At 52.8% G+C, this 19,790-nt stretch carries 16 protein-coding genes; 7 read left to right on the top strand and 9 right to left on the bottom strand.

Translation table 11 applies throughout. The features are described 5' to 3' along the window. Positions 1-60 precede the first annotated feature (60 nt). Positions 61-687 (top strand): isochorismate family cysteine hydrolase YcaC, encoded by a 627-nt coding sequence (gene ycaC / locus P8H26_RS07395; protein WP_075654524.1) that lies wholly within the window; start codon positions 61-63, stop codon positions 685-687. 51 nt (positions 688-738) lie between these two features. Here the strand turns inward: ycaC and rpoN are convergent, their stop codons facing one another. After that, on the bottom strand, positions 739-2,049 hold the full coding sequence (gene rpoN, locus P8H26_RS07390; RefSeq protein ID WP_289632296.1) for an RNA polymerase factor sigma-54: 1,311 nt from the start codon (positions 2,047-2,049) through the stop codon (positions 739-741). Positions 2,050-2,142: 93 nt separating this feature from the next. Between rpoN and P8H26_RS07385 the strand changes: the two genes are divergently transcribed. Together P8H26_RS07385 and P8H26_RS07380 are read left to right on the top strand one after the other, a co-directional pair. Continuing rightward, positions 2,143-3,807 (top strand): FGGY-family carbohydrate kinase, encoded by a 1,665-nt coding sequence (locus tag P8H26_RS07385; RefSeq protein ID WP_289632295.1) that lies wholly within the window; start codon positions 2,143-2,145, stop codon positions 3,805-3,807. 58 nt (positions 3,808-3,865) lie between these two features. Further along, positions 3,866-6,232, top strand: a complete 2,367-nt coding sequence (locus P8H26_RS07380) for a heavy metal translocating P-type ATPase (protein ID WP_289632294.1) — start codon at positions 3,866-3,868, stop codon at positions 6,230-6,232. A 108-nt stretch (positions 6,233-6,340) separates the two neighbouring features. Here P8H26_RS07380 and betB read toward each other — a convergent pair whose 3' ends face one another. The 3 genes from betB to betI are packed head-to-tail and all read right to left on the bottom strand — an operon-like array spanning position 6,341 to position 10,120. Further along, positions 6,341-7,804: a betaine-aldehyde dehydrogenase gene (gene betB, locus P8H26_RS07375; protein WP_289632293.1), complete on the bottom strand. Its 1,464-nt coding sequence runs from the start codon at positions 7,802-7,804 to the stop codon at positions 6,341-6,343. A gap of 35 nt (positions 7,805-7,839) precedes the next feature. After that, positions 7,840-9,489, bottom strand: a complete 1,650-nt coding sequence (gene betA / locus P8H26_RS07370; protein WP_289632292.1) for a choline dehydrogenase — start codon at positions 9,487-9,489, stop codon at positions 7,840-7,842. A gap of 10 nt (positions 9,490-9,499) precedes the next feature. After that, positions 9,500-10,120: a transcriptional regulator BetI gene (betI, locus tag P8H26_RS07365; RefSeq protein WP_289632291.1), complete on the bottom strand. Its 621-nt coding sequence runs from the start codon at positions 10,118-10,120 to the stop codon at positions 9,500-9,502. 203 nt (positions 10,121-10,323) lie between these two features. Here betI and P8H26_RS07360 point away from each other — a divergent pair, with 203 nt between their 5' ends. Together P8H26_RS07360 and P8H26_RS07355 are read left to right on the top strand one after the other, a co-directional pair. After that, the gene (locus P8H26_RS07360; protein WP_289632290.1) at positions 10,324-11,352 is read left to right on the top strand and encodes an asparaginase; all 1,029 of its coding nucleotides are present in this window, start codon (positions 10,324-10,326) and stop codon (positions 11,350-11,352) included. A 115-nt stretch (positions 11,353-11,467) separates the two neighbouring features. Beyond that, positions 11,468-11,938, top strand: a complete 471-nt coding sequence (locus tag P8H26_RS07355) for a GreA/GreB family elongation factor (RefSeq protein WP_289632289.1) — start codon at positions 11,468-11,470, stop codon at positions 11,936-11,938. A 7-nt stretch (positions 11,939-11,945) separates the two neighbouring features. Here P8H26_RS07355 and corA read toward each other — a convergent pair whose 3' ends face one another. Then, positions 11,946-12,962 (bottom strand): magnesium/cobalt transporter CorA, encoded by a 1,017-nt coding sequence (corA, locus tag P8H26_RS07350; protein WP_289632288.1) that lies wholly within the window; start codon positions 12,960-12,962, stop codon positions 11,946-11,948. Positions 12,963-13,352: 390 nt separating this feature from the next. On the opposite strand from corA, the gene P8H26_RS07345 reads away from it, so the two are divergent. After that, positions 13,353-14,576, top strand: a complete 1,224-nt coding sequence (locus tag P8H26_RS07345; protein ID WP_374708257.1) for a CynX/NimT family MFS transporter — start codon at positions 13,353-13,355, stop codon at positions 14,574-14,576. Positions 14,577-14,645: 69 nt separating this feature from the next. On the opposite strand, the gene P8H26_RS07340 is transcribed toward P8H26_RS07345, so the two are convergent. Further along, positions 14,646-15,008 (bottom strand): DUF2267 domain-containing protein, encoded by a 363-nt coding sequence (locus tag P8H26_RS07340; RefSeq protein WP_289632286.1) that lies wholly within the window; start codon positions 15,006-15,008, stop codon positions 14,646-14,648. A 144-nt stretch (positions 15,009-15,152) separates the two neighbouring features. Between P8H26_RS07340 and P8H26_RS07335 the strand changes: the two genes are divergently transcribed. Beyond that, positions 15,153-16,724, top strand: a complete 1,572-nt coding sequence (locus P8H26_RS07335) for a helicase HerA-like C-terminal domain-containing protein (RefSeq protein WP_374708251.1) — start codon at positions 15,153-15,155, stop codon at positions 16,722-16,724. Between the two features lie 61 nt (positions 16,725-16,785). Here P8H26_RS07335 and P8H26_RS07330 read toward each other — a convergent pair whose 3' ends face one another. The 3 genes from P8H26_RS07330 to P8H26_RS07320 all read right to left on the bottom strand — a co-directional run bounded on the left by P8H26_RS07330 (position 16,786) and on the right by P8H26_RS07320 (position 19,404). Continuing rightward, positions 16,786-17,919 carry an aminotransferase class I/II-fold pyridoxal phosphate-dependent enzyme gene (locus tag P8H26_RS07330; RefSeq protein ID WP_289632285.1) on the bottom strand — a complete coding sequence of 378 codons (1,134 nt, stop codon included), beginning with the start codon at positions 17,917-17,919 and terminating at the stop codon, positions 16,786-16,788. A gap of 26 nt (positions 17,920-17,945) precedes the next feature. Continuing rightward, entirely contained in the window at positions 17,946-18,584 is a 639-nt protein-coding gene (locus P8H26_RS07325; protein WP_289632284.1) for a transcriptional regulator, read from the bottom strand. Positions 18,585-18,693: 109 nt separating this feature from the next. Beyond that, positions 18,694-19,404 (bottom strand): L,D-transpeptidase, encoded by a 711-nt coding sequence (locus P8H26_RS07320; RefSeq protein ID WP_289632283.1) that lies wholly within the window; start codon positions 19,402-19,404, stop codon positions 18,694-18,696. Between the last annotated feature and the right edge of the window lie 386 nt (positions 19,405-19,790).

The raw sequence follows: 19,790 nt of genomic DNA, 5'->3' as shown, positions 1-19,790 counted from the left end.
GGATTTTTCGTCTTACGGGTAGGTTCATTTCATCAACTTAAAACCAAGGAGTTTTTGAAAATGTCCAAGCCTTATAACCGCCTCGATAAAGACAATGCAGCCGTTCTTCTCGTAGACCATCAGACAGGTCTGCTGTCGCTGGTTCGTGACATTGATCCTGATAAATTCAAAAACAATGTGCTGGCACTTGCCGATCTGGCAAAATATTTCAACCTGCCAACCATTCTCACCACATCTTTCGAAGATGGCCCGAACGGCCCGCTGGTACCTGAGCTGAAAGAGCTTTTCCCGAATGCGCCTTATATTGCTCGTCCTGGTCAGATCAACGCGTGGGATAACGAAGATTTCGTGAAAGCCGTTAAGGCAACCGGCAAAAAACAGCTGATTATCGCTGGTGTTGTGACCGAAGTTTGTGTGGCTTTCCCTGCGCTGTCGGCTTTGGCTGAAGATTTCGAAGTCTTCGTGGTGACCGATGCGTCCGGTACATTCAACGAGATCACCCGTCATTCCGCATGGGATCGTATGAGTGCTAACGGTGCCCAGCTGATGACATGGTTCGGTCTTGCTTGTGAGCTGCACCGCGACTGGCGTAATGATATTGAAGGTCTGGGTACATTGTTCGCAAACCACATTCCTGATTACCGCAACCTGATTAACAGCTACAACACTGTTAAAGCCTCGAAGTAATTGGGTAGCTGAGTAACTTAAGGATAAGGCCGTGTAACTGATTACGCGGCCTTATCTCTTTTGGGCATGCAGCTTCATTTCCCGCCGTCGTTTTGCGGAGGAGGGAATGCCTAGTTCTTCCCGATATTTAGCCACTGTCCGGCGGGCAATCACAATACCCTCCACATCAAGCTTATGCACGATGGCCTCATCGGACAGAACGCTATCGATTGTTTCCTGCGCAATCAGCGTGCGGATTTTGATGCGCACAGCCTCGGAGGCAATATCATCGCCGGTTTTGCCCCTGATCGCCGCATTGAAAAAATAGCGGTATTCAAACAGCCCTTGCGGGGTCAGCATATATTTCTGATTGGCAACGCGGCTGATGGTGCTTTCATGCATCTCAATCGCATCGGCCACCATCTGCATTGTCAGCGGTTTGAGCGCGACAGCGCCAGTTTCCAGAAAAGCCTGCTGATGGGTGATAATCTGTTCACCGACATTGAGAACAGTTTGCGCACGCTGATCGAGAATACGGGTCAGCCAGCTTGCCTTTTGTTTGCAGGCACGCAGAAACTGCTTCTCTTCCTTGGAAAGGCTGTTGTCACTGAGCCTACGGCTATAATCCTCATTCATCAGTACACGGGGCAGAGCCTGCGGATTGAGCGTGATGCTCCATTCGCCGCTTGGCGTCTTGGTAACCAGCAAATCGGGGATAATGGTCAGGGCAGGCGTGCTGTCAAAAATCAAACCGGGTTTGGGGTTCAAGCCACGGAGCTCACCCAATAGTTCTGCCAGTTCTTCATCATCTGCATCGCAGAGTTTTTTAAGCGTCGTGAAATCACGCTTCGCTACCAGATCAAGATGTTTGAGCAGAATGGTCATTTCTGCAGTCAGGCGATCATCGGCAAGGAGTTGCAGGCGCAGACATTCCGCCAGATTGCGGGCGAAAAGCCCTGCCGGGTCAAAAGCCTGACATTGGCGCAGAACACGCATAACCTGTTCCGGTGTAACATTCAGGCGTTTGGCGATTTGCGCCAAATCCGCATGGAGATAACCGGATTGATCCAGAGTTTCTGCAAGCAGCTCGGCAATATGCCGTTCGGTTTTATCCCTGATGCTGAGATTGATCTGCTCGGCCACATGATCTTGCAGGGAATGCTGTACAGTGCCGAAATCTTCAACAGAATAATCCGAAGTGCTGGAAGAGGGCAGCGCACCGCTTGGCGCTCTTTGCAAAAGCGGATTGGCTTCTATTTCACTTTGTACAAAGTCTTCCAGCTCAGCACAGCTCATTTGCAGCACTTTGAGTGATTGCTGCATTTGCGGCGTCATAGTCAGTGATTGGGTCTGCCGCAAAACGGGCTTGGAAGAGAGAGCCATTGATCTGTTTATAGCACCACTTTCAGTGCTATTGATACGTCATGAAATTGTTGTAAGCACGGAATCAAAGTTTTCTTCTGTGCATGAGGATTGATGATGCGCCACTATATTGGAATTGATGTCGGAACCGGCAGCGCCAGAGCAGGGATTTTTGACAGTAAAGGCCGGTTACTGGGCACTGCAGCCTGCGCTATTGAAACCTTTCGCGCGCAGGCGGATTTTGCCCAGCAGAGTTCCGCGCATATCTGGGCATCGATCTGTAAGGCTGTGAAAAACGCAATGACTGAAGCCGCAATCGCTGCCGACAGTGTTGCCGGTATCGGCTTTGATGCCACCTGTTCGCTGGTTGTTGCAGATGCGGAAGGTAAGCCGGTAAGCGTCAGCCCGAAGGGCGAGCCGGATCAGGATGTGATCCTGTGGATGGATCATCGCGCGATTAATGATGCCAATGAGATCACCGAAATTGGCGGCAAAGTGCTGAACCATGTCGGCGGCCGTATGTCGCCGGAAATGGAACTGCCGAAAATCCGCTGGTTCAAGCGTGAACTGCCGCAAAGCTGGACGCAGACAGCCGCTTTCTGGGATTTGCCTGATTGGCTGGTGCATCGCGCTACCGGTACCGATATGCGCTCGCTTTGCTCGCCGGTTTGCAAATGGACTTATCTCGGCGATCGGGGCAAAGCCGGTGAGGGCTGGGACAGCGCGTTTCTTGAGAGTATCGGCCTTGAAGAACTGGGTGACGATAATTTTGCAGCCATCGGCAATCGCTTCGGTGCCGCCGGTGAACTGGCAGGAAAATTGTCGGAACAGGCCGCAACGGAGCTTGGCCTTAAAGCTGGTATCGCTGTTTCCACCGGCCTGATTGATGCTTATTCCGGTGCTCTTGGCACGCTGGCTGTTGCAGATAGTGCCGGTGTGAGTGCAACCGAGCAGCGTCTGGCGCTGATTGCCGGTACCTCAACCTGCCATATCGCTCTGAGCAAAGAGCCGGTTTTCGTTTCCGGTGTATGGGGGCCATATTATTCGGCGTTGCTGCCTGATCTCTGGGCGAATGAAGGCGGGCAGTCGGCGGCAGGTGCTTTGATTGATGCGGTGATTGCGCGTCATGCGGTGTCGGTTAAACTGGCAGCCGAAAATCCGGGTAAGCGCATTGCTGATCTGCTCGATGCACATCTGGTAAAAATGGCAGAAGAAACCGCAACTCTGACCCGTCATCGTCATGTGCAGCCGGATTTCCACGGCAACCGTTCACCGCTGGCGGAAAGCTGGCGCAAAGGCGCGATTGTCGGACTGACACTGGATCACGAGTTGGATGATCTGGCACTGGATTATCTGGCGACAATTCAGGCGCTGGCCTATGGCACAAGGCATATTCTTGAAGAAATGCGCCATGAAGGCATGGAAATTGACACGCTGGTGGTGTCCGGTGGTCTGGCTCGCAATCAGCTTTATTTGCGTGAACATGCGGATGCTACCGGTTGCCGTGTGCTGGTGCCGGAACAGGCCGAGCCGGTGCTGCTGGGTTCTGCCATGCTTGGTGCTGTCGCCAGCGGTGACTTTGCTAGCCTGCCGGAAGCAATGGCGGCAATGAGCGGCAAGGGTGAAGTGCTGGAGCCACGCACCGGTGCAATCGCTGGCTATCACGATGCGAAATATCTGGTCTATCGCCGTATGCAGATGGATTATGCCGATTATGTCGAGTTGATGGATGAAAATCCGGTTGCTGACGATGAGGAAGAAGCTGAATCTATAGCTTGACCTTGCTATAGTGGGAACCTTTATCCTGCCTGTTAATTGACAGGCAGGAGAGATTCTTATGAAGCATACTGCATCGCATACGACCCATGCCGATGATGCGCATCACGGGCATCATCACGGCGACCATGATCATGGTAATAAAGTGAAAGATCCCGTCTGCGGGATGATGGTCGATCCTGCCGCCGGCAAGCCGCATATGACCTATAAAGGGCATGAATATCATTTTTGCTCAGATAGTTGCCACGGCAAATTCAAAGCTGATCCCGAGAAATATCTCACCGCGCAATCTGCTGCCGCACCTGCAATCAAAGGGGCGCAATATACTTGTCCGATGCATCCGGAAGTTATCCGTGATGAACCGGGCTCATGCCCGATTTGCGGTATGGCGCTGGAACCGGTTATGCCGTCGCTTGATGACGGTCCTAACCCTGAACTTATAGATTTTACACGCCGCTTCTGGGTAAGTGCGATCTGTTCCATCCCTTTGCTGATAGTCACAATGGGGCCGATGCTTGGTCTGCCTGTCCGTGAATGGATCGGCGAGCAAAGAACGGTTTGGCTGGAGTTTATACTGGCGACACCGGCGGTTTTGTGGGCGGCGTTGCCATTTTTCAAGCGCGGGGTCGACTCGTTTAAAAATCGCAGTCCGAATATGTGGACGCTGATTATGATCGGTGTCGGAGCCGCCTATCTTTACAGCGTGGTTGCAATTCTGTTTCCGGATATGTTCCCGCACTCCTTCCGTGGTCATGGCGGTTCGGTTCCGGTTTATTTCGAGGCCGCAGCCGTTATTGTCACGCTGGTCTTTCTCGGTCAGGTGCTGGAACTGCGTGCCCGCGAGCGTACCGGCTCGGCTATCCGCGCTTTGCTTGATCTGGCGCCGAAAACTGCACGCCGTATTGCGGCTGATGGCAGTGAAGCCGATGTGCCTCTGGATGAAGTGCAGGCCGGTGACAAGTTACGTATCCGCCCCGGTGACAGTGTGCCGGTGGACGGTATCGTGGTGGAGGGCCGTTCCTCTGTCGACGAGGCGATGATTACCGGTGAACCGGTGCCGGTTGAAAAGACCGAAGGCGATAAAGTGATCGGTGGCACCGTGAATAAAAACGGTTCTCTGGTCATGCAGGCTGAGAAAATCGGCGCAGAAACTATGTTGTCGCAGATTGTGGATATGGTGGCCAAAGCCCAGCGTTCCCGTGCGCCCATTCAGGGGCTGGCTGACCGGATTTCATTCTATTTTGTGCCGATGGTTATTGTTGTTGCGATCCTGTCCTTTATCGGTTGGGCGCTGTGGGGGCCGGAGCCGAGCATGATCTATGCCATTGTGGCAGCGGTTTCTGTGCTGATTATCGCTTGTCCCTGTGCGCTGGGGCTGGCAACGCCAATGTCAATTATGACAGCAACAGGACGCGGCGCGCAGGCTGGTGTGCTTATCAAGGATGCCGAGGCGCTGGAGCGTATGGCGAAAGTGGATACGCTGATCGTTGATAAAACAGGCACACTCACAGAAGGCCGACCGAAACTGACGGATGTGATGGCGGTATCCGGTATTGATGACAACACGTTGTTGCAACTGGCCGCGAGCCTTGAGAAAGGTTCGGAGCACCCGCTGGCGGAAGCCATTGTTGCCGGTGCCGAAGCAAAAGGGTTGAAGACCGATAATGTTGATGCCTTTGAAGCAATTACCGGCAAAGGTGTTGCCGGTACAGTAAAAGGGCGGTCAGTTGCGCTTGGTAATCCTGCGATGATGCAGGACATGGGGCTGGATATTGCCGCCATTCAGGCGCAGGCCGATACATTGCGGGCAGAAGGTAAGACCGCGATGTTTGTCGCCGTTGACAACAAGCTGGCAGGTCTGGTTGCTGTGGCCGATCCGATTAAGGAGACGGCGGCAGAAGCCATCCGCACACTCCATGCGCGCGGTTTGAAAATCATTATGGCAACCGGTGATAATGAACGCACGGCGCGTGCTGTGGCGGCTAAACTCGGTCTTGATGATGTGCGTGCTGATGTGCTGCCGGAAGATAAAAAGGCGCTGGTTGATGAGTTGCACAAACAGGGCAAGAAAGTCGCAATGGCGGGGGATGGTGTGAATGATGCACCGGCACTGGCCGCCGCCGATGTGGGTATTGCTATGGGCACGGGGGCTGATGTGGCCGTGGAAAGCGCAGGGATTACGCTGCTCAAAGGCGATCTCACCGGCATAGCCCGTGCGCATCATCTGGCAGAGGCGACAATCCGCAATATCAAAGAAAACCTGTTCTTTGCTTTTGTTTATAATGCACTGGGTATTCCGGTGGCAGCGGGGCTGCTCTATCCGTTCACTGGCACTTTATTATCGCCGATGATTGCAGCGGCAGCGATGAGCTTGTCCTCGGTCTCAGTGATTGCGAACTCATTGCGGTTGAGAGCGTTGAAGCTCTGACTGGAGCATTTCCAGCAAAAGTGGGAACGGTTTTGCGTAAGGACAATGCGTGAAAACAAATTAAAAAAGCGGGCAAAATGCCCGCTTTTTATTTCGCTTGAAACAATCTCAGTAAGGGCTGTCGACTTTGCCGGTTTCCACATAGACTGTCTTGATCTGACTGTAATGGGAGAGAGCGGCGAGGCCATTCTCGCGGCCGATACCGGAGTTTTTATAACCGCCGAAAGGTACTTCCACCGGTGTCAGATTATAGGCATTGATCCAGCATGTACCGGCCTTGAGTGCTGCAATCACACGATGACCGCGGGCGCTGTCTGCGGTGAACACACCGGCAGCAAGGCCGAACTCTGTATCATTGGCGCGGGCAACGACTTCATCTTCGTCGCTGAAGGTCAGAATACTCATCACTGGGCCGAAGATTTCTTCCCGCGCAATGGTCATATCATCGCTGACATTGGTGAAAATGGTCGGCTCGATATAGGAGCCGTTTTCCAGCCCCTGCATAGCTGGCACACCGCCGCCGCAAGCGAGAGTTGCGCCTTCAGATTTGCCTTTTTCAATATAGGATAAAACCTTGTCGCGCTGGAGAAGGCTGACCATCGGCCCCATCTGGGTGCTCGGGTCAAGCGGATCGCCGATCTGAATGGCACGAGTGCGCTCAACCAGACGGGTTACAAAACGTTCGGCAACAGCCTCATGCACAAAAACGCGGGTGCCGTTAGAGCAAACCTGACCGGTGGAATAGAAATTGCCGAGCATCGCGCCGCCAATGGCATTTTCCAGATCGGCATCATCGAACACGATCAACGGGGATTTGCCGCCGAGTTCCATGGTGACCTGTTTCATCTCGCTGCCAGCCTGCGCCATGATTTTCTTGCCTGTCGGCACGGAGCCGGTGAGCGAGATCTTAGCAACTTTAGGATGGCTGATCAGTGCTGCGCCAGTATCACCAAAGCCCTGAACTACGTTGAAAAGTCCGTCCGGCAGACCTGCATCCTTGTAAAGCTGTGCGAGTGCCAGAGCTGACAGCGGTGTATTTTCCGATGGTTTGAACACGACTGCATTGCCCATGGCCAAAGCAGGGGCAGATTTCCATGAGGCGATCTGGATCGGGTAATTCCATGCGCCGATACCAACACAAACGCCCAGAGCTTCGCGGCGTGTATAGGCAAAAGGCCCGCCAAGTTCGACAAACTCGCCATTGAAGCCGGAGATCACACTGCCGAAATATTCCATCGCATCGGCACCGGAGGCTGCATCGGCCACCAGTGTTTCCTGAATGGCTTTACCGGTGTCCAGTGTTTCCAGTTCCGATAGTTCCTGATTACGCTCGCGCATCAGTTCTGCGGCACGGCGCAAGATGCGGCCACGTTCAACAGGCTTGAGCTTCGCCCATTCAACTTGGGCTTTGGCGGCGGCTTCAACAGCCTGATCGACAATGACCTGTGTTGCGCCGTGCAGGCGGGCAATGACTTCGCCGGTGGCAGGATAGATCACATCAAAAGCGCGGCCTGCTGTATCTTCAACAAAACGTCCATTGATAAAATGTGAGGCTTGCGGCTGTGCGCGCATGGGAAATTCCTTCAAAATTCTATGAGCTTTATAAATTAGCGATCGGAGACTTGCCAGCGCGGATTAATCCACGGCTCCTGATTGGAGCGCGGCAGCGGTGTTTTGCCTAAGATATGGTCTGAAGCCTTCTCGCCGGTCATAATCGACGGGCCGTTGAGATTGCCGTAAGGCACACGCGGGAAAATCGAGCTGTCAGCCACGCGCAGACCTTCAACGCCGATCACACGGCATTCCGGATCAACCACGGCCATCGGGTCATTGACTGAACCCATTTTACAAGTGCCGCACGGGTGGAACGCACTCTCTGCATGGTCGCGAATGAAGTTATCCAGTTGCTCATCCGTTACCTGATCGTCGCCCGGTTGAATCTCCCGTCCGCGATAGGCATCAAAAGCCTGTTGGCCAAAGATCTCGCGGGTCAGGCGGATGCAATGACGGAAATCGCGCCAGTCATCCGGATGCGACATATAATTGAACAGGATTTTCGGCTTCTCTTTCGGATCATTGGAGCGCAGTGTGACCGAGCCGCGCGACTTGGAACGCATCGGCCCCACATGCGCCTGAAAACCGTGGCCACCTGCTGCTGCTTTACCGTCATAACGGATTGCAACCGGCAGGAAGTGGAACTGAATATCCGGATATTCTACACCCGCAGCCGAGCGCACAAAGGCCGCGCCTTCAAAATGGTTGGTTGCGCCAAGACCGGATTTGAAGAACAGCCATTCTGCACCAATGCGGGCTTTGGAAAACAGGTTGAGACTGGAATAGAGCGTAATCGGCTGCAAGCATTCCTGCTGCACATAGACTTCCATGTGATCCTGCAAATTTGCGCCGACACCGGCACGGTCTGCCATGACCTCAATGCCGTGTTCGCGCAGATGCTCCGCAGGGCCAATACCGGAAAGCATCAGCAGTTTTGGCGAATTGATGCTGGAAGCGGCGATAATCACTTCACGCTTGGCTTTGATAACACTGATTGTGCCGGATTTTTCAATCTCAACGCCGGTCGCACGGCCATTCTCGATCACAACCTTGCGGGCAAATGCATTGACCAGCGTCACATTACGGCGTTTGAGGGCAGGGCGCAGATAGGCATTGGCGGTTGACCAGCGACGACCGTGATGGATGGTTTGTTCCATCGGGCCGAAACCTTCCTGCTTCGAGCCGTTATAGTCTTCTGTGGTTTCAAAACCGGCCTGTTTTCCGGCGTCGTTGAAAGCTTTGAACAGCGGATTGCTGCGCTTGCCGCGCTGCACATGCATCGGGCCATTGGTGCCGCGCCAGCCTTCCTCACCGCCGTGGGAATGCTCCATGCGTTTGAAGTAAGGCAGCACATCCGCATAGGACCAGCCGCTGGCACCGCTCTCAGCCCAATGGTCGAAGTCCTTGGCGTGACCGCGCACATAGACCATGCCGTTGACGGAAGATGAACCGCCGATAACCTTGCCGCGCGGGGTAACCAGACGACGGCCGTTCAGATGCGGTTCCGGCTCTGTGTTAAAACCCCAGTCATAGGTGGACATATTCATCGGGAAAGACAGAGCGGCAGGCATCTGGATCAGCGGGCCGATATCGGTGCCGCCATATTCGATAACGATAACAGAATGTTTGCCGTCTTCCGACAGGCGGTAGGCCATGGCAGAACCGGCAGAACCGGAGCCGATAATAACGAAATCTGCTTCCATACTGGGCTCCTTAATGCCGGTTACGGGATGGATTTAACGGGAGACGCGCCAGTTGAACGGTGATGTAATCTTCGACCAGAGCTATCGCTTTTGGCGCTTCCGGTGCATCGGCACCCAGCGCGTGGCGGATATAGAGACCGTCGATCAGAGCGCCGGTACCTTTCGCAATATGTTGCGCGGTTTGTTTGTCTGTGAGTTGCTCCAGTGCAAAGCACAGGTTGGAATGCAGACGGCGGGCATAGACCCGCAGTAGCCTGCGCATCTCCAAGGATTGCTGTGCATGGGCATAGAAGGTGAGCCATGCGGCAATGGTTTCATGGGCAAACTGTGAGGCAGAAAAATTCACGCCGATAATCGCAGAAACCCGCGCGCGCGGTGTTGCTGCTGTTTGCAAAGCGAGGCGAAGATCAGAGCCGAGTTCGCTTAGCAAATGGCGCATGGTTGCCAGTAAAAGCTGATCCTTACCGCCGAAATAATGATGCGCGAGTGCTGCCGACACACCGGCTTTGCGGGCAATCTGCGCAACCGTTACATCCAGCGAACCGCGCTCACCGATTGTCTGAATGGCAGCCGAGATCAGGTCTTTCCGGCGCAGCTCTTCAGTATTTACCCTTGGCCGTATCTTAGGCATGTCTGTCTCGTAAAATTGTTTGGATTGGACTTATTATTGTTTTTATTGATTGATCAGTCAATCAAGAGTTTATTATCGTTTTATTTCAATAATATGTAGAATTCCCGATACGAAGAAATCTGCCGTCTCATCAAATGCATGCATTTTGACGGCTCATGACTATTTTGCTAAATCAGCCGCAGTGAATGATGCGGAGTCTTAAAATGGTAAATCCGGTTTTGGTTGAGGTTGTGCGCGGACGTGTGGTGGAAAGTCGCCACAGCGGTGCGCTGGCTCTGTTTGATGGTGACGGAAAAACCGTTCTGAGCATCGGCGATGTAACGCGCCCGACCTATCCGCGTTCAGCGATCAAGGCTATTCAGGCGTTGCCATTTGTAGAGAGCGGCGCGGCTGATGCCTATGGTTTCGGTAATGAGGAGCTGGCTATGGCCTGTGCTTCCCATTCCGGTGAGCCTGAACATGTGGCGCGTGCGGCTTCCATGCTGGCGAAGGCCGGTTTGTCTTGCGAAGATCTGGAATGCGGTGCCCATTGGCCGTCTGATCAGAAAGTGCTGATCGAAGTTGCCCGTAGCGGCAAAGAACCGACAGCGCTCAATAATAACTGCTCCGGTAAACATGCCGGTTTTCTCTGCACCTGCGCGCATATGGGGCTGAAGGTCAAGGGCTATGTGCAGGCCGGTTCACAGATTCAGACAATCGTGCGTGAAACCATGCAGGAAGTGACCGGCGCAGTGCATAATGCTGATGATTATGGCACCGATGGTTGCTCCATCCCGACCTATGCCATTGGTCTGGATGCGATGGCGCGCGGTTTTGCCCGTATGGCAACCGGAACTGGTCTGGCACCTGTTCGTGCCAAGGCTGCCAAACGTCTGATTGATGCTTGTATGGCAGCACCATTCTATGTGGCTGGCAGCCGCCGCGCCTGTACAGAATTGATGGAGCTGGCACCGGGACGGATTTTCGTCAAGACCGGTGCAGAAGGCGTGTTCTGTGGTGCTGTGCCGGAGCTGGGCTTAGGCTTTGCCATGAAATGCGATGATGGTGCCACCCGCGCAGCCGAAGTCATGGTGACACGTTTGCTGGCGCAACTCTTTGCAAAAGATGCGGAATTGTCCGGTAAACTGGAAGCGCGTGCTACCCGCCGTATGAGCAACTGGAACGGTATTGATTTCGGTTATATTGCACCATCAACCGCTCTGGTTGATGAGTTGAAAGCTGTTTCTTTCTGATTGCAGAAAAATACTATAAGTATTTGATAATTAAGCCGCGTATCATAAAGATGCGCGGCTTTCTTGTTTTTTTATACAGCTTGCTTTTGTTGAGGTTACTTCCTACCTTCAATGTATGAGCAGAGCTTTTACAAAAGAACAGGACGATGTTCCTTCCGGTCTGGTGGAACGTCCGGTCAGTTCGCACCGCAATCTTGTCAGTCAAAATGGTCTCAGGCAGATTGAGGCTGAACTGTCACGTCTGCAGACTGAACTGGGGCAGGTAACGGCCAGTGGTGATAAGGCTGCGATTGCTCATGTCTCCCGCGATTTGCGCTATTGGACAGCGCGGCGGGAGAATGCAGAACTGACATTAGCCTACAAAAACGGCGAAGTGATCCGTTTCGGCATGCATGTCATTGTTGAAAACGAAGACGGTCGTCGCCAGAACTGGACAATTGTCGGTGAGGATGAGGCTGATCCGGCAAAGGGCACGATTTCTCACATCTCACCGCTTGCTGTTGCCTTATTCGGCAAAAGCAAGGGTGATTTGGTAACCGTGAATGGCCGCGAGCTGGAAATTATCAGTTTTAAAGCGATTGATTAAACTTGCTTCAGAGCCAGCCTTTTTTGCGAAAGAAGTAGAGCGGGATCAGCGCAGACACCACCATCAGACCGAGCGCTGCTGGGTAGCCCCACTGCTCGGTCAGTTCCGGCATGAAACTGAAGTTCATACCATAGATCGAGGCGATTAGTGTCGGCGGCATAAAGCCGACGGCGGCCACTGAGAAGATTTTGATAATCGCGTTCTGTTCAACCGAGATCAGCCCGACAATGGTATCGAGCAGGAAGTTGATTTTGTTATTGAGAAAATCAACGTAATTTTCCAGCGACTGCGTATCGCGCTCCAGTGTTTTCAGCCATGCACGGGTATCTTTGGCCTGTGTCTTGGGCGAACTGTTGGCAGTAACATAGACCAGCAGACGGCGGAGGCCGGACAGGCTTTCACGCATTCTGGAAAGAAATGTACCGTGTGCTCCGATTTCATTCAGAATCTCACGGAAATTCTGTGTGGACATTGGTCGTGTATTATTGGGGCGCCGATAGATGCGATGGGAGGCATTATCGATTTTTTCGCTGACACCTTCAATAAAATCAGCGAGCCGGTTGGTATTGGCTTCAATAATCCCCAGCAGAACACAAAGGCTGTTGGTGCGGTTGTTAATCAGGCCATTGCCGCTTTTCGCCGTGCGGGACACATAGAGCGCAAAGGATTTTGGCTGGGCGTAGCGCACACTGATCAGCAATTTATCCGTCATGATAAAGGTGACAGGGCTGACGATCCGGTGGTTGTCGTCAACAAGATGCAAGAATGGCGCGGTCAGATATTGTGCACCGTTTTCGCTGTAGAACCGGCTGGATTCTTCAATCTCACCCATATCTTCCCGCGTCGGAATGGGAATATTGGCCCAGCGCTCAACCTGATTTTCTTCTTCGGCAGTCGGATTGACCAGATCGATCCACAGGGCGTTTTGCGGGAGTTCATTTGGAATCGGCGTATCAGAAGAGGCTGCATTCGCAGGCTCAGCCGGAGTGAGAAGGTCGCCGTTGCGGTAATATACAGTCAGCATCTTTGCCCAAAAAATCCTCGTAGATGAAATTAGCCAGCATTATAACTGTAAATATGTAAATAAGGCATGTCATTGTTTTCAGGTTTGGTTTTTCCGCTGCACAACGCTACAACCGCAGATGATGCCGTAAACGTGTTTCTGCCCTGAGTGGACACTCTTCTGCGTTAGAGATATATCAGTGATACTGCAAAAAGTTGACTACAGCATCGTCTCAAAAATTGGAATCGATTTTTGGAAGGTACAATGCGTAGTTTCAATAGTTTAGAGCGTCCTTTGTGCGTCCGAATGACGGCACGGCGCTCTGAAGAAAACAGGAATAAGAATTCTATGTCTGTCATGGGTGAGCCGCTGCTGGCTGAAGGCAATCTGAATACAAAGACTGAAACAGCAATGTCGCAGCCCGCTCAGCTTAAATCCGCACCGCATATACAAAATGGTTTGGGGCCGGTTTATCGTTTGCTGGCAGGTATTTGTCTGGTTTTGATAGCGCTGAATTTACGGTCGCTCTTTTCCAGTTTTTCAGCACTGCTGCCTGAAATCATTGCGTCTGCGGGCATCAGCTCATTAACCGCTGGTCTGCTGACGACACTACCGGTGTTTTGCCTTGGCTTTTTTGCGCCGCTGGCACCAAAATTCGGTGAGCGTATTGGTATAGAGCGCACACTGTTGCTCGCTGTTTTGCTGTTAGCTCTGGGGATGTTCCTTCGCGGTGTGGGGCCGGTTACGCTGCTGTTCGTTGGTACGATGCTCGCCGGTGCCTGCATCGCCACTTGCAACGTGCTGCTGCCTGCTGTGGTGAAACGTGATTTTCCTGATAAGGCCGCTTTGCTCACCGGTTTCTACACGATGGCCTTGAGTGGCGGTGCTGCACTTGCTGCGGCTTTTACACTGCCTGCTTACAGAGCGCTCGGCAATTCATGGCAGCAAGCGCTGAGCCTATGGGCTTTGCCAGCTCTGATTGTCGGCGTGCTTTGGGGCGTGCTGACATGGCGGCTGAAACATAAACGTGCAGCGAATAAAAGCAAAGTGACGGGCCTGTGGCGGGATAAGATCGCCTGGCAGCTGACATTGTTTATGGGCTTGCAGTCATCATTGGCATTTACGGTTTTTGGCTGGTTGTCGCCGATCTTGCGTGAGCGCGGGCTGGACGGAATTACGGCCGGTGCGGTGGTTTCCGTCTCGATCGGTGTGCAGTTGATTGCCTGTCTGGTCGTACCCACGATTGCGGTGCGTTCGCGCAGCCAGAGCCTGCTCAATGTGGTGCTGATTGCTTTTGCCACCATCGCCATGCTGGCCATGCTTTTCATGCCCTTGTGGTCTGTGTGGTATTGGGCGGTTCTGCAGGGAATAGGCCTTGGCGGCTTGATTGCAGCGGCTATGACTGAGATTGTACTGCGCTCACCGAACCCGCGCGTGGCATCGCATCTTTCCGGTATGGTGCAGTTTGTTGGTTATATGATTGCATCGGTCGTGCCGTTACTGATCGGCATCATCCACGATCTGACCAGAACTTACACGGCCAGCGCTATGCTGTTTGTGGTGATCGGGATTGTGGCGGCGTGGAATGGCTGGGGGGCAGGGCGCGCCATGCATGTTCAGGCCGGCAGTGAATAGGCAATCTTGTGTGAGATGTAAAAAAAGCCCCGCAGTCAGACTGCAGGGCTTTTTGCTGAGCAGCTAAGCTCAGATGAACTGGCCGAGACCCGGAATGGAATTCACAACATCATCAACAGTCTGCGCACCGGCTTTTTCTTTTGCAAAAGCGATGGTTTCTTTAGCCACGCCGGAGATTTCACCCATGCCGAGGCCTGCGCCCATCAGCTTGGAGCCTAGACCCATAACGCCGCCCATCATGTTGGAGAGGAAGCCGCCTTTATCAGCTGAGGCAATCAGTTCCTGTGCGCCCGGAATACCGGCGATCAGCGCGCCGACTTTATCCTGCGGGCCTTCTTTTTCGAGAAAGGCAAGGATCAGGCCAACGGCTTTTTCCGCAGTCGCGCTATCAACACCAACATTGTTGGTAATACGTGTAATCAGCTCTTCCATGATAGTCTCCCAAAAATTGACGTTTACGTAATAAGCACTCTGCTACGATGAAATCAAGCCTGCTCTGATGCCGGTGTAACATAAAATGCGATCAACAGGCGGGAGAATATTGTTCTGATGTTACAGGACGATTATAGATTTTAAATGATCTGTGCCGTTGCTAAGGTTATTCGGCGTGTGAATAAACGGATGAGGAGTATGTCTATGCCTGCTGAAGGAAGCATTTTTCTGGGTGCCAGCCGCAAACCGGATAACAGCTACCAGCAACCGGAAGAACTGGCGCTGAAATATGCCAACCGGCACGGGCTTGTGACCGGCGCTACCGGTACGGGTAAAACTGTGAGTCTTCAGGTTATGGCTGAGGCTTTTTCCGCAGCCGGTGTGCCGGTTTTCTGTGCGGATATTAAAGGGGACTTGTCCGGTATTGCCGCCATCGGTGAGAAAAATGATTTCTCGGTGAAGCGGGCGCAGGAGATTCACCTTGATCCATATGACATGCATGCCACGCCGGTTATTTTCTGGGATATTTTTGGCGAGCAGGGGCACCCGATCCGCGCTACAATTTCAGAAATGGGGCCATTGTTGCTGGCGCGTCTGATGAATCTGACGGATGCGCAGGAAGGCGTGCTGAATATTGCATTCCGGCTGGCGGATGAAGAGGGGCTTTTGCTTCTCGATATGAAAGATTTGCAATCACTGCTCACCCATGTGGCCGAGCGCGCGGCTGAACTGTCTGTGCAATATGGCAATATCAACAAGACGTCTGTTGGTGCTATTCAGCGCTCATTGCTGGTGCTGGAACAACAGGGCGGTACGTTCTTTTTCGGTGAACCTGCCCTGAGTATTTCTGATCTGATGCGCACCACGACCGACGGGCGCGGTGTTGTCAGCGTGTTGGCCGCAGATAAGCTGATGATGAACCCGCGGCTTTATTCGACATTTCTGCTTTGGCTGATGTCAGAGCTGTTTGAGCAGTTGCCGGAAATCGGTGATCCGGAAAAGCCGCGTCTGGTGTTCTTTTTTGATGAAGCGCATTTGCTGTTTGATGAAGCACCAAAAGCACTGCTGGATCGTATTCAGCAGGTTGTGCGCCTCATCCGCTCGAAAGGCGTTGGTGTTTATTTTGTGACGCAAAATCCGTTGGATGTGCCGGAAGTGGTGCTGGCGCAACTTGGCAACCGCGTGCAGCATGCTCTGCGTGCTTATACCCCGCGCGAGACAACAGCGGTTAAAACTGCTGCGGACACTTTCCGGCCAAATCCTGATTTCGATACTTTCAAGGCGATCACGCTGTTGTCTACCGGTGAGACGCTGGTTTCCACTTTGCAGGAAAAGGGTATTCCGTCGATGGTACAGCGCACTTTGATGCGTCCGCCTGCGTCACGGATTGGTCCGCTGGCTGCGGATGAACGTGCCAGACTGATCGCAACCAGCCCCGTTTCCGGCCAGTATGACCGGTCTGTTGATCGCGAATCTGCCTTTGAAATTTTGCAAAAACGCGCAGAGGAAAAAGTTGCCTCCGTTGAGCAGCAGAAACAACAAGCCGAGCAGGACAGCGGAAGCTGGACGGATTATCTGTCTTCCACACTTGGCGGCGGCAAACGGGGCAGCCGTCAGACGGTGACGGAAACGGCTGTTAAAAGCGTGGTGCGGACTGTGAGTAATTCCCTTGGCCGCGCGATTGTTCGCGGTATTCTGGGTAGTTTTAAACGCTGATAAAACTTATGCCCCTTCCTGCCAGAAGGGGCATAAATGTTTCATGCTGGGCTTTAAATTGTTATCGACCGTGTAAATGCACGCGCCAGGCATCAAGACCTGTACTGATATTTTTACGCCCGAAGCCAACGCGGAAACGGTCGGTTGCCACCGGCAGCAGATCAGAGGTGAACAGCGATGAGGATAGCAGCAGCACGCCTGCGTCCTCAACCAGCTGACGACAATGTTCATCTGCACTGCCTTCTCCAAGATAGCGGGCGAAGCCGACGCAGCCGCCATCCGGCGCTTGCCATTGATAAAGATGCGGATATTCATCAAAGAATGTGCCGAGTAATTGCAGATTTTCGCTGCATAAAGCGCGGTTACGGCTGATGATCTGAGCGCGGGCTTTCAGCGCAATCACGGCAAGGATTTCGCTCGGTGCGGAATTGCTGATTGAGAGATAATGTTTCATCTTCTCCATACGTGACAGGAGAGCATGATCGCGGCAGGCAATCCAGCCAATGCGCAAGCCCGGCAGACCATAGGCTTTGGACATCACATTGAGCGAAATGCCCTTGTCAAAAAGCTCGGCAGCCTGTGGTAGTTGTCTTGCAGGGTCACGCTCCAGTCCGCGATAGACTTCATCGCTGAACAGGTGAATGTCCCGCTCTTTGCATAGGTCTGCGAGTGCTGCGAATGTTGCCTGATCGGCGATTGCACCGGTAGGATTGTTCGGGAAGTTCACGGCGATCAGCCGCGTATTCGGGCGCAGGGCTTTTTTGACATCTTCAATATCCAGCGCCCAATTATTCTCTGCACGCAAAGGCACACCGGAGACCTGTTTGCATAAAGAGACTGGCAGGGTTTCCATCGACTGGTAATTCGGAACAGTGATGATTGCATGATCGTCAGGCTCCAGCAGTGCCAGCATCGCACAGTAAAGACCTTCTTCTGCTCCGGCAAAGCACAGAATATCGTCGCTGGTCAGCCCCTGATAGGTTGAAGCAATTGTCTCGCGGAGTACCGGCTTGCCCCATGTCTCGGTATAGCCGAGGGTGAGTTTTTCCCATGCCTCGCGGTCTGCATCCGTTGCCAGTGCCAGCAGATCTGACATGCGCATGGTTTCCGCGTCGCTGGCGGTCATGTGGTAACGCGCTTTAAACTCCCAGCGCGAGAAATGCGTTTCCAGCCGGAAATCCGGTAATGTGCCCATAGTTCCCTCCGATATATTGCTGAATTTTATGATGTTTTTTGTTCGCGTATTTCGCTCAGATAATTATAGATGGTTGCGCGTGAGCTTCCCATCAGAGTTGCCAGATGCTCTGCCGCATAGCGGGTTTCAAAAAGCCCGCGCGCTTCAAGAGCGCTGACAAGCGCAATCTTGTCTGCTTTCTTGAGAGCGGAGGCCGCGAGTTGCTGTTTTTGCAACCATTGGTGAAAAGCAAAACTGATTTGTTCTCGCGGGTCGCGGGCAAAAAGGGCATCAGGCCGGTTTTGCTGCGGAGTGATGAAGGCGGCTAACATACGTTGCGCCACATCCAGCTGAGACACATCGAGATTGATGCAGAGAAGCGCACCGGCAGTGCCTTGCGCATTACGTAATATCGCGGTGACTGATTTGAGCTTTTGCCCGTTGTCGCCAGCCTTCTCATAGGGGCCGAGTATAGCTTTGGTCGCATAGCATTCCGGATCATCGTCCAGCAACGAGAGATCGCCGCTTTTACGTCCGGAAAAACTGTTCCAGATCGCAGCAATTTCTCCGGTTTTAAGGTCGTGCAGCACAATCTCCGCATGCGGATAGAGCAGGGCATTGAAAGCCATTGCAACCGGTGTGGCAAATGCCAGAAAGTCAGATGATGAAGATTGGTTTTGAGTCATATTTAGATATAAAATCTAATTTAGAATTTTTGTCAAATTTAAATTTACCAATTAAAAAGCCGGACTGCATGGCAATCCGGCTTCATTAAATAACAACAGTGTCAGAGAATTACATAACCAGAACCGGCGTTTTATTCGGGACGCGATCATAGAGATCCATCACGTCCTGATTGAGCATACGCACACAGCCGGAAGAAACGGCCTTACCGATTGACCACCATTCAGGGTTGCCGTGAATACGATAGAGTGTATCAACGCCGTCTTTGAAGATATAGAGCGCACGTGCACCGAGCGGGTTGGTGAGGCCTGGTGCCATACCGCCGTTGCGGGCGCTGTATTTTTCCAGTTCAGGCTGGCGGCCGACCATTTCATCCGGTGGTGTCCAGCGCGGCCATTTGCGCTTCCACTGAATGACAGCACGGCCTGACCATGAGAAGCCTGCGCGGCCGATACCTACGCCGTAACGCAGCGCCTGACCATCCTGCATCACCAGATAGAGGAAGCGGTTTGCGGTATCCACGACCACGGTGCCCGGCATTTCACCGGTCGGATCCTGAACGAGCTGGCGGTAATATTTAGGATCAATTTTCTGGAATGGTACGCCGGGAATCGAATAGCCTTCATCCTCAACCGGCGCATACATGCTGGCATATGGACCAAGTGCCGCGCCATTATTGGCGGGTGGGGCGATAGGAGCCGGACCGCCAGTCATGTCGATCACCGGAATATTACGGCTGATCTGGGTGCAGCCTGCCAGTCCGGCTGCGGCTGTTACAGACAGCGCCGACATGAATGAGCGGCGGGAGAGGGATTTTTCCATATTTAAACCAGTCTTTTCAGAACGTTTTAAAAACTATGAGCGTGACACCTGATATTACGCTTGAGCGGACAGTCGCCGTTAAAGCGCAAGAGCAGGCACAACCCGACAGAGCCGTTTAACCAGCTGCCGGAGCGGAAGCAGACGAAACGGTATATTGGCCGGATGGCCGGAAAGATGGATCTGCCTGAAAGAAATGCTGTTTAAAAATACGAAGAGATTCCGGCAGAACATCCCTGCATGAAGCGGGTCAAAAATTGCCACAATATGGCTAAGAACTTATGAATTTTTAAGAATACGTGAATGCTTATAGCTCTGTTGCTGCATTGCAACATGAAATGTTATGATATTACTGTGTGGTTGGCCTGCTTTACACTCAGAATTGATCT

Origin of the sequence: Pseudochrobactrum sp. sp1633 (genome assembly GCF_030376605.1) — a bacterium.
Lineage (GTDB): Bacteria > Pseudomonadota > Alphaproteobacteria > Rhizobiales > Rhizobiaceae > Pseudochrobactrum.
The sequence above is the reverse complement of the archived record's forward strand: the minus strand, read 5'-3'. Positions and strand labels throughout refer to the sequence as shown.